The organism is Verrucomicrobiota bacterium, from assembly GCA_016871495.1.
Classification (GTDB): Bacteria; Verrucomicrobiota; Verrucomicrobiia; order Limisphaerales; family VHDF01; genus VHDF01.
On sequence record VHDF01000126.1, the window covers coordinates 1 to 10,434 of the forward strand.

8 protein-coding genes and 2 pseudogenes are annotated in these 10,434 nt (G+C 60.7%); 7 read left to right on the forward strand and 3 right to left on the reverse strand.

The features are described 5' to 3' along the window. Positions 1 to 316: 316 nt before the first annotated feature. Positions 317 to 874, reverse strand: coding sequence for a redoxin domain-containing protein (locus tag FJ404_18280; GenBank protein MBM3824800.1), 558 nt, complete (start codon positions 872 to 874; stop codon positions 317 to 319). A gap of 116 nt (positions 875 to 990) precedes the next feature. Here FJ404_18280 and FJ404_18285 point away from each other — a divergent pair, with 116 nt between their 5' ends. The 5 genes from FJ404_18285 (at position 991) to FJ404_18305 (ending at position 7,028) form a co-directional block, all read left to right on the forward strand. Further along, positions 991 to 2,625 (forward strand): fucose isomerase, encoded by a 1,635-nt coding sequence (locus FJ404_18285; GenBank protein ID MBM3824801.1) that lies wholly within the window; start codon positions 991 to 993, stop codon positions 2,623 to 2,625. After that, positions 2,622 to 3,206, forward strand: a complete 585-nt coding sequence (locus tag FJ404_18290) for a lytic transglycosylase domain-containing protein (GenBank protein ID MBM3824802.1) — start codon at positions 2,622 to 2,624, stop codon at positions 3,204 to 3,206. The genes FJ404_18285 and FJ404_18290 overlap by 4 nt, the downstream gene beginning before the upstream one ends. 605 nt (positions 3,207 to 3,811) lie before the next feature. After that, a complete protein-coding gene (locus FJ404_18295) occupies positions 3,812 to 4,981 on the forward strand; it encodes a hypothetical protein (GenBank protein MBM3824803.1) in 1,170 nt (389 codons plus the stop codon). 43 nt (positions 4,982 to 5,024) lie between these two features. After that, on the forward strand, positions 5,025 to 6,350 hold the full coding sequence (locus FJ404_18300; GenBank protein ID MBM3824804.1) for a hypothetical protein: 1,326 nt from the start codon (positions 5,025 to 5,027) through the stop codon (positions 6,348 to 6,350). Between the two features lie 354 nt (positions 6,351 to 6,704). Further along, positions 6,705 to 7,028 carry a hypothetical protein gene (locus FJ404_18305; protein MBM3824805.1) on the forward strand — a complete coding sequence of 108 codons (324 nt, stop codon included), beginning with the start codon at positions 6,705 to 6,707 and terminating at the stop codon, positions 7,026 to 7,028. 113 nt (positions 7,029 to 7,141) lie between these two features. Here FJ404_18305 and FJ404_18310 read toward each other — a convergent pair whose 3' ends face one another. Both FJ404_18310 and FJ404_18315 read right to left on the reverse strand, forming a co-directional pair. After that, a complete protein-coding gene (locus FJ404_18310) occupies positions 7,142 to 7,330 on the reverse strand; it encodes a penicillin acylase family protein (protein MBM3824806.1) in 189 nt (62 codons plus the stop codon). A gap of 3 nt (positions 7,331 to 7,333) precedes the next feature. Further along, complete coding sequence (locus FJ404_18315; GenBank protein MBM3824807.1) at positions 7,334 to 8,584, reverse strand: PQQ-like beta-propeller repeat protein; 1,251 nt, start codon at positions 8,582 to 8,584, stop codon at positions 7,334 to 7,336. 516 nt (positions 8,585 to 9,100) lie between these two features. On the opposite strand from FJ404_18315, the pseudogene FJ404_18320 reads away from it, so the two are divergent. Then, positions 9,101 to 9,657 (forward strand): annotated as a pseudogene (locus FJ404_18320) (sigma-70 family RNA polymerase sigma factor). A 312-nt stretch (positions 9,658 to 9,969) separates the two neighbouring features. Next, a pseudogene (locus FJ404_18325) lies at positions 9,970 to 10,158 on the forward strand (serine/threonine protein kinase). Positions 10,159 to 10,434: the final 276 nt, after the last annotated feature.

Here is a 10,434-nt window from a genome sequence, read left to right on the forward strand (position 1 = left end):
GTTCGTGAGCGCGTAAGAAAAAGGCCATCAGCCCTGGATCTTAGCAGGCTCGAAGGGGATGGGAAGAGCCGAGGTCTGCACACAACGTAAAAAGGCGATTTTGGAGGGGTGAAAATGTCGATTTTGTGGGGGATTTTGAATTTCCGCTCCCGCGATTTTTTTCAAAAACCCCGCCAGTTGCGAAAGTCGGGTTAACCGCGCCCTTGTGGTGCGAGATGATGCACGGGGGAGCGCGATTTGATCCAACCCGCATTGCGGAAACTCCATGGGGAACGTTTCCCACCCCAGTCGAGTGTGAAAGATGCGGGCTAGCGGGTCAGGGTTTCTCGGGAACTCCCAACTCCTTCAACTTGGCAGCCACATCCGCACCGTGCTTGCCGGCATTCACTTTGGTGTCGATGAACAGGATCTTGCCGTCTTTTCCGATGTAGAAGGTCCAGCGTTGGGCGAAGTTTCCATTCGCGGCTAGCACCCGGTAGGCTTTGGCGACGGCTTTGGTTTCGTCGCTCAGAATGGGGTAATCGAGCCCGAGGGATTCGGCGAACTTCTTGTTCCCCCTTTCACCCTCCATCGGATCACAACTCGCAGCGAAGTAGACGGCTTCGAACTTCTTCAGCGCGGCGCCGCTCTCACGGAGCGACTTGCATTCGGCCGTTCACCCACCGGTAAAAGCCTTGGGAAACCACGCAATCACCACCGCTCTCTTTCCCTTGTGGGTGGAGAGCGCATGCATTTTCCCGTCGCTGCCGGGAAGCGCAAAATCCGGCGCCGGGTCTCCGGCCTTCGGGGAATCGGCCGCCCTCAGGCTCACGGACGGCAGGGAGGTGAGAAGGAGGCTCACCGCCAGGGAAAACCAAGCGCGCGGGGATTTCATTTTCATCATTCAAATAAAGCATCCTTCCATTTTCAAGCATTCCTTTCGTGCATCCGACATAGCCAAGCCCGGTTTCCTGTTCTACAATCCTGCTCGTTGCCGGAATCGTCATGGCTATGAAATCTTCGAAATCCACCTCCACCCGCGTTATTTCCCTGATCGCCAATGGCGATCTTCGACTGTCCGCCAACCAAAAATGTTGGGCCGAGCAAGCCAAGATGGAGCGTGCTCTTTCCAAAGCCGTGGCCGATTGCGGATTCAGGCTCATCCGCGCACACGCCTTCGACCCGAAAAAGCAGCACGGATTTATCGACTCTCAGAAGATGGGCCTGGAAGTCTTTCGTTCCTTGGATCCCGACGTTCCGTTGATCGTCGGCGAATCCGTCTGGCAGTACAGCCAGCATGTCCTGCCCGGGCTTTCCACCCATCGAGCCCCGATCCTCACCGTGGCGAATTGGAGCGGCACCTGGCCCGGCTTGGTGGGCATGTTGAATTTGAATGGATCGCTGACCAAAATGGGGATTCCGTACAGCACGCTTTGGAGCGAGGATTTTCGCGATCGTTTTTTCCTGGACGGACTGCGCGCGTGGATTGACACCGGCCGCGCCACGCACGATCAGTCGCACGTCCGGCCTTTCGATTGGCTTCGGATGCCGAGCCGGGACGAGGCTTTGGGCCGGGACTTCGCACGGCGGTTTCGCAACCGCAAAGCGCTGATGGGCGTCTTTGACGAAGGATGCATGGGGATGCACAACGCCATCATTCCCGATGAACTGCTGAACCCCACGGGAGTGTTCAAGGAACGCTTGAGCCAGTCCGCATTATATGCCGCGATGCATCAGCGAGTGACGGGCGACGAAGCGCGCGGGGTGCTGGACTGGCTGCAGCGCAAGGGGATGACTTTCCACTGGGGCCGGGACGAGGCGAGCGAGTTGACGGAGCGGCAGACCTTGGAACAGTGCCGGATGTATGTGGCGGCTCTGCGCCTGGCCGATGAATTCGGATGCGACACGATTGGCATCCAGTATCAGCAAGGATTGAAGGACCTGGCCCCCGCCAGTGATCTCGTGGAGGGATTGCTGAATAACGCCGAGCGCCCGCCGGTGCGGGAGGAGCATGGAACACGCGTCTTGTTCGAAGGCGAAGCGCTCCCCCACTTCAACGAAGTCGATGAAGGCGCGGGGTTGGATGGCTTGATCACTTACCGTTTATGGAGGGAGCTGGGATTCAGACCCGAGAACACGCTGCACGATCTGCGGTGGGGCCGTCACTACCGGGGACAGGGCATCGACGCCTACGTGTGGGTGTTCCTGATATCGGGGGCGGCTCCGCCGGCGCACTTCATCGGTGGGTATCGCGGAACGAGCAGTGAACGCCAGCCGGCCATGTACTTCCGATTGGGGGGGGGGACGGTCAAGGGGATTTCCAAGCCGGGCGTTATCGTATGGAGCCGGGTGTTCATCGCGCGGGGCAAACTTTGCTGCGACATCGGGGTGGGGAAGGTCGTCTCGTTGTCGGCCGAAGAGACCGACGATCGCTGGAAACAAACCACTCCGCAATGGCCGATCATGCACGCCGTCCTCGAGGGCGTGACACGGGACCAGATGATGGCCCGCCACAAGTCGAATCACATCCAGGTCGTCTATGCTCCAAGCGCGAAACAGGCGCACCGTGCCGCCCGCATCAAGGCGGCGGCGCTCGCGGAGCTCGGGTTGGAGGTTTGCTTGTGCGGCGACGTGGCCTTGGAATGAGTAAGCGAGGGCAAGACCGTCTCCCTTGGATTCTGGTGGCCTTGGTCTTTCTGATAGGGGACGCCATCCTGGCGATTGGGTTTTGGCGTCGCCACCGTGAACAGCGGCACGATGAAGCGATCGCTGCGGCTTCGAAAACTTACAGCATGGACCCAGCGGTCGTGAAGGCGGTGGTGTGGAAGGAAAGCCGGTTTGACGCAGCCTCGAGGGGCAAGGCGGGAGAAGTCGGATTGATGCAGATCCGCGATTTGGCGGCGCGAGAATGGGCGGACGCCGAGCGTCTGAAGGACTTTACCATGGAACATCTGACCTCGCCTTCGACCAATACCCTGGCGGGCACGTGGTACCTCAAGAAACTGCTGGGACGCTACCGGCACACGGATGGAGCCCTGGTCTATGCTTTGGCCGACTACAATGCCGGCCGGGCCAATGTTTTGAAATGGGCCAAAGGTTCGGCCGCCACGAACAGCGCTTTGTTTGCCGAGCAAATCGGCTTTCCAATGACGCGAAAATACGTTGCCGATGTCCTGGCTCGCACGAGTCGTTATGCGGGAGACTTTCCGGAGGTTTTGAAACCGTAGCGTGGCCGATCTCGGTCGGGCTGGCGAAGGGCTCGATGCCTTGGAATTGAGCGCGGTCGGGGAGGCGGGCAAAGCGATCATTGGGAATGGCGTGATGAGCGGCGCCATGTCACGACGACTGCGCATGCTGGTTGTTGGAAGGTGGTATCATGGGTCCATCGCGGTCAACGCTGGGATCGGATCTTTCTCTCCGCTGACGACCGGCGCAGTTTCCTTCGACGCGTGCGTAACTTTCCGAACGATTTGGCGTCGAAGTCCATTCCTCTGTCCTCATGGACAATCATGACTCTCCGATCCAGCGGACGCCTGGCTCGAATTTGAGCCACTCCACTCGCTGGTTGCACGTGACCGATGCAAGCCGGTTCAACCGCTGCTTGGAAAAGCTGGCTCGATATGCCTGGACCATGTACCGCGGCTCCCACGCACCATGTCGATGGCTGCTCCCGGGTTGCCGGGGCGTGCCCATGAATGGCAGATTGTGCGCCGTGCCCGCTCTCCTTTCACAGTGTTCCTTGCGTCTCGCTGGTATCGCTCCGGTCGTCGCCAGTGCGATGACTGCCGTATCGCTCGGCGCGGACATGCTTCCCGTTTCTCTCGGCCCGCCGTTGAACCCGCGATTCGAAACGGAACTCATCACCGATACCGCAGGCTACACGCAGCGGGGCGGCACCGGCCGCAGTTCTTGGGGCTTCAATCAATCCAACATCGTGCGGCATGGCGACGACGTGTACGCGATGTGCTGGCGCGATGACTTGCACCTGGTGGTCTTCCGGCGGGTCAAGCAAGGCCAGTGGGAAGCCAGTCCGCCGCTGCCCAGGGTCCCGCAAAACGGCGTCCTGCTTGTGGATTCCAAGGGACGGGTTCACGTCATCGCGGGCGAGAGCGCGAGTTACCATGCACGGTTCGATCCGCCAGGACAGATTCGAACCTTCTCCGTGCAACAGTTCGCCCGAGCCGACACCCGCTTCGGCGCCGGCATCGACGCCGGAGACAACATCCTGGTCGCGGGCGGATTGCCCGGAATGAGTTGGTACGTGCTGGGTGCGACCAACGGCTACCGGCCGGCTGCGCAGGGCCGCGTCGCGCACGAGAAGGGCCGGGCCTATTATTTCGTTGCCTATCGGGACGGAGCCGGTCACGCGTTCTGCTACGACGACTATTTCGTGAAAGGCTCCGGCTACCACACGCTGCGCACTTACTACTACTGGAATCCAAACCTTGTTCAAAATCCGGAGGGTTGGACGATGCAGACGATCAGTGACGTCTCCGACACGATCGCGGGCGCCGCGCGGGGTGCGACGGAGAACGAGGATCTGCTGCTGGATCGCGCGGGACGTGTCCACTTCCTTTACCTTCGGAACCCCACGCCCGGAACCGGCGAGTGGTCGTGGGCGACGGACGGACAGAAACGCTCGGATGACGCCCTGTATCATGCTGTCGGGCGCCCGGAGGGACCGTTTACCCACCACCGGCTGGGGAACTTCTCCCGGGGACGATTGCACGAAACGCCGGACGGGCGGCTCCACTATTTCCTCTGCCGCGGCGAATGGTTCCGCTTTGAACTGTGGTATGCCGTTGGCGAGATCAACGACCCTGGTCGCATCAGCGAACCAGTTCGACTCATGACCCCGACGCCGATCGATCATGTCTTCATTAACAGCACGCGCGCCGGTGGAAAACCCTCGAACGTGATCGACTGCTACTTCACCGGCCCCTACCCGGGGGAAACACGTCACGTGTACTACGGTCGACTGACGCCCGGGCGGGAGAACTGAACGGGAATCCCCAGGCTAATTCAGATTGACTCTCCGCAAGAGCATGCGCCACTTGGATCGAAACAAAATGAACTCACTCAATCGGAGGCAATTCGTCCAAGTCTCGATGGCCGTTGCGACCGTCGGCGTCATCGGTCCCGCCCTGGCGGCGGACGGCGCTTCTGTTCCCTCCCGGCAGCGCTACCCAAGGCGGCGATGCCGCATTCGGCGATTGGCCAATGACGGCGACAACAACGCGTTCTTTCCGTCAGCGGCCGCTGGGAAGCTGTTTGGCCTCGGCGACGGCTCGACGGTGATGGGGTACGCCACGGGACAGGGCGCAGCGCTGTGGCGTCAGATGGGCGGAATCTGGCAGCGCGGCACCCTTCTTCCCATTCAAAGACCGTACCTGGTTGAGGATGCGGAAGGTTTCGTTCACGCATTTGGATTGGAGGATCGCGGACGCGGCCAGGAGATCTGGCATTACACCGGACTCATGCCGCATTCGGTGAGCCGGTTCGACGCGGGCGAGCGGGTTTACGAAAAGAACTACTCAGCCGCGGCGATCGGCGACGACGGCACGCTCTACTATTTCGGCGCCGGACTGAAGACCTTCGGATTCCGGGAAAAGCCTCGCGGCGGCGCCTGGAGCGACACGCGCACCCTGGCCACGGGTTCTTGCATCTATCCGGCAGTCGTCTGCCGAGGTCCATCGATTCATCTCATCTTTTGCGGTTGGAACGCGGGACCAGCCCTTTACGAAGGGATTTATTACATGCGCTCCGACGACCGTGGCACTTCCTGGCATCGCAGCGATGGCCGGGCTTTGGGCCTGCCGGTCGACTGGAAGTCTTCTGAGATGGAAAGCTTATCGAGCAGCCAGGCCACGGGCGGCGGCGAGGCGAACACGCACAACCTCAGCCTCCTCGTGGACCAGGCCGCTCGTCCCCACGTGCTCTACTGGTACTCCCGGCCGTACGGCATCGCCTTTGGAGCCGCCTCCGGCAGCAAACCGGAACCCAACATCCGCGTGAAGCACCTCCGCCGGGATGACGACGGTTGGAAATCCAGCCTGTTGTGCCCGGAGTTGGATCGCGACATTGGCTATGCCGTCCTCGCGGAGGACGAGCGTAGCCGCCTTCATGCCGTGGTGACTCAGAAACGCAGCAACGACGCCTTCTACGATCTGGGCTACACCCTCAGCGAAGACGCTGGAGACACGTGGGCTCCGATCCAAGCTTTGACCCTTGACGCGAATCGCCTGCGCCTCAGCTACGCGCACGTGGCCGTCAATCCACGTATACGCCACGGCCACCTCCAGTTCACCTGCAACATGTGGTCCGGAAAGAAGCCTTCTCCGATTTGGTATGGGCAAATTGAACTGGATTGAGCCTGAATCCCGGGCATCAACACTCACTACGGAAGCCGGGATGGCGGGCGAACCTGGAGTCCGGTCCGGGCGTTGACCGACGATGCCGCCCGCCGCTCGGCGCACTACGTGACGCCACAATGGGCCCGGGTCGGGAATCGCTACGAGATTGTCTGCGCCGGATTCAACCACGCGCCCGAATCGCCGGTGTTCCGCGGCGCCATCGAGGACAACCTCTTCGCATGAAGGTCTCCTTGGAAATCATCAAGGCGAACAGCAACTACAACGGGCTGTTCAGCCAGAACAAAATCGTCAGCCTTGGCGATTACCTCTACATCACCTACGAAAGCGGAGCCGCTGGCTCGGTACTACACCGTGCACGCGCGGCGCGACGCGGATGGCTGGAAGCAAATGTTCCTCGATCCGCAGATCGTCAGCCCGAGCATCGTGGAGGATCCTACCGGGCGGCTGCATTGCCTGTTTACTTTCGCGGGCGAGAATTCACCGAACTTCAACGCGGGCTACATGTGGAGCGACGACGGCGGCGATCACTGGTCGAAGATCGAGCGTGTGACCTGCGACACCGTGGCGAAGGCGTCGTTGGGCGGGGTTTATTGGCTGGCGGAGCCCTATCGTGGCCGGCTCTGCTTCGTGATCAACAACGGTTCGACCCTGTATTATGGGACCTTGCTGGTTTGAAGATGGCCGCTCCCAAAGCCTGCGTATTGTCCAGTGCCAGGAGCAGAATCTTGAACCTTTCCAGCACGTACGGGAAACCGAACGGAACCTTCAACCGCCGGTCGGCGGATTCCTCAACCCGGTATTCCCCCAGCGTTCGCGTGGCTGACATAGCCGGAGTCGGGGTTGAAGAGATGCGGCAATTCGTCGAAGGGAATGCGGCCGCGCACTTCGTCGCGTCCGGTCCATCCTTCGAGGGCGCGGCGGGGCAAACCGTCGTGACCAGGTGTGGGACTGACCCTTGTAATTCTACCGGGTGCCAGGAGTCATTTCTTGCCGATACGGAACAAATGCTCCGCCCCGCGGATGAACAGCGCGCCGTCACCCACGGCATAGCTCGCCAGCGTGCGCTCACCCAGCTCGTTCTTGGAAAGTGGCTCAAACATCTTCCCAGCCTTCAGCACATAGCCCACGCCTTCCTCGTTCTGAAAATAGATGCGGCCGTCGGCAAACACCGGGGATGCCGAGAAGGCGCCACCGAGACGTTCGTTCCAATGGACCGTGCCCGTCTTCGCATCGGCGCAGGTCGCGATGCCGGCGTCCGACACGAAGTAAAGTTCTGAACCCACCACCAGCGCCGAAGGTGTGCTTGGCGCGCCGCGTCCGGTCTGCCAGGCCAGATGAGTCGAGGTCACGTCGCCTTCCCCGCCGGGCCGGATGGCGAAGAGTTTCGGAAAGTCGTAGTCCGTGTTCACGAACAGCAACCCGTGTGCGAACACCGGACGGGGCACGACCGAGAAGCCCGCGCCCGTGCTGACCTTCCACAGCGCGCGACCCGTGGCCGGATCGTAGGCGTAGGTCCCACCCGAGCCGGGGCTGATGAGTTCTTCACGACCACCGTTGGTAATGAGCAGCGGTGTGCTGAACGAAAACTTCCTCGGAACGGATTCGTTGTCCCGCGGCGTCTTCCACTGCACCTCGCCGGTGCGCCGATCCAGCGCCACCACCACCGGGTTGGTCATCCCATCGCAACTGAAGATCAATCGTTCGCCCGCCAGCACCGGCGAGCCGCCGTTGCCATGCATAGACGGATACTGGATCGAGGTCTGCCGCCACAAGACGCGGCCCTCCAAGTCCAGGCACGCTGTGCCCAAGTGTCCGAAGTGGACGTAAAGCCGGCCATCGCGCACGAGCGGCGTGGGACTGGCGTAACTGTTCTTGCGATGGAGACTCGAACCGTCCTCCGGGCTGAACACATTCGTGCTCCAGAGCAACGCCCCGTCGCGGGCATCCAGACACAGCGCGATCAGCTTCAAACCCTTTGCAGCCTCACGGGATGTCGCGGTCGTGAGATACAGACGACTGTTTACGAGCACCGGTGAAGACCATCCTGCGCCCGGAATCGCCGACTTCCAAGCCACATTCTCGGTCCTGCTCCAGCGAATCGGGACGTCCTTCGCCGGTGAATGTCCTTGCCCGGTCGGCCCGCGAAACTCGGGCCAGTCGTGCGCACCCAGGGTAAGCACCAGGAGATATGCCAAAGCGGAAAGCGCGACCCTCGCCGAGGTGGAATTCATGGGCGAGTTACCTACACTCTCAAACCCGCGATGCCAAGGCTGTCGTCAATGGATGGGGCGGATTTTTCCCAGCGCAAAACCTGGCGAAGCAGCAGTTCGTGAAGGACTACGAAGGGCTGACCGTGCCCCATACTGTGAGAGCTCCGAGTTCAAGCCGATGAAATTCATGACCGGATTTTCATTCATCCCTCTGCGATTTGCTCAGGCCGCCATTCTCGCGGCGATTCCAACAGCTTTTGTCCAAAGCAGAGACCTGACCCGAATGGCTCTGCATTCGAGTGAGGCTGGAACGAGGGACCTTCTTCAGATCTAGTCGTTGACTGCCTGGGTCACCCGCCTCAGCGGGAGTGGCGGCGCCACCGGAGTAGCTGCCCACTTCCGCCAGGAGCATTTCGGCGGGACTGGTGATGATCGCCATGCTACGCACTTCCATCGCTGCCAACCGTCATTCTGAAATCCGCACGGCGATTTCGGACAAAACTCGTCCTCCGGTACTCGATCCGCCATACTGGTCCCATGTCCAACGTCACCCTCCTACTGAATGCCATTGAGGCCGGCGATCCGAAGGCGGCCGACGAGCTTCTCCCGCTGGTCTATGAAGAGTTGCGCAAGCTGGCGGCATCCAAAATGGCTCAGGAGAAGCCCGGCCAAACCCTTCAGGCCACCGCCCTGGTGCATGAAGCTTGGCTCCGACTGGCGGGTGGCGACTGACAGAGCTGGGACAGTCGACGCCACTTTTTGCGGCTGCCGCCGAGTCCATGCGCCGCATTATGGTTGAGAAGGCCAGACGCCGGTTTCGGCTCCGGCATGGTGGCGGGTTGGAGCGCGTGGACGTGGATGACGTGGAAATTGCGGCGGGTGTCCGTGAGGAACAACTGGTGGCCATGGACGAGGCGCTGGCACGCCTGGAACGTGAGGATCCGAAGCGGGCCGAAGTGGTCAAGCTGCGTTACTTCGTGGGTTTGACCAATCGCGAAACGGCCGAGGCGATGGGGCTTTCGGAAGCCACCATTGAGCGCCACTGGTCTTTCGCCAAAGCCTGGTTGTTCAGCCAGATCGAGCCTGCACGTTGATTCACCACTTTTTTAAGTTGGTTGAGGGCATTCGACTCAAAACGGCGCATAGATGGCTGGAAGCACAACCGAATCTGATCCATGAACGACCACAATCAGCTCCTCGAAACCCTCTTCAATGCTGTCCGGGCGCTTCCGCCGGATTCCCGGGCGGAATACCTGAAACTGGCCTGCAAGGAGGACATCGGCCTGCGCCAGGAAGTGGAAAAGCTTCTCAAGGCAGCGGAAAGTGCGGATGGGCTCTTTGAGGCCAGGCCGGTTGGACTGACTCAACCTGAAAAAACCGTTCTTTACTCCGGAATTCATGAAGGTCCCGGCACGAAGATTGGCCGGTACAAATTGCTTCAGCAGATTGGTGAAGGCGGCATGGGCGTGGTGTACATGGCCGAACAGGAAGAACCGGTCCGCCGTCGGGTGGCGCTGAAGATCATTAAGCTGGGCATGGACAGCAAACAGGTGGTAGCCCGATTTGAGGCGGAGCGACAGGCGCTGGCGATGTTGGGATGATCCATCATGGCCAGCGCCTGGCGCTCGGTCTCAAAGCGTGCGATGACGAATTTCGTCAACGACCGCGACCGGCACGGAGATTGGGGACGCGAAATGGCGATCGACCTGGACCCCGGAATGGGCGGATGAAGTCGAAGGGTCTGGGAGCAAAGGTGGTTGGATTGGGGCGGCCGCGACGGGGCAGGCAATCAGACGTATCAGCCGCCGGGCGGCGGAGGATTCCGCATCGAAGAAGTATTGCCAGGATCGAGTTCAAACCTTAGAAGGATC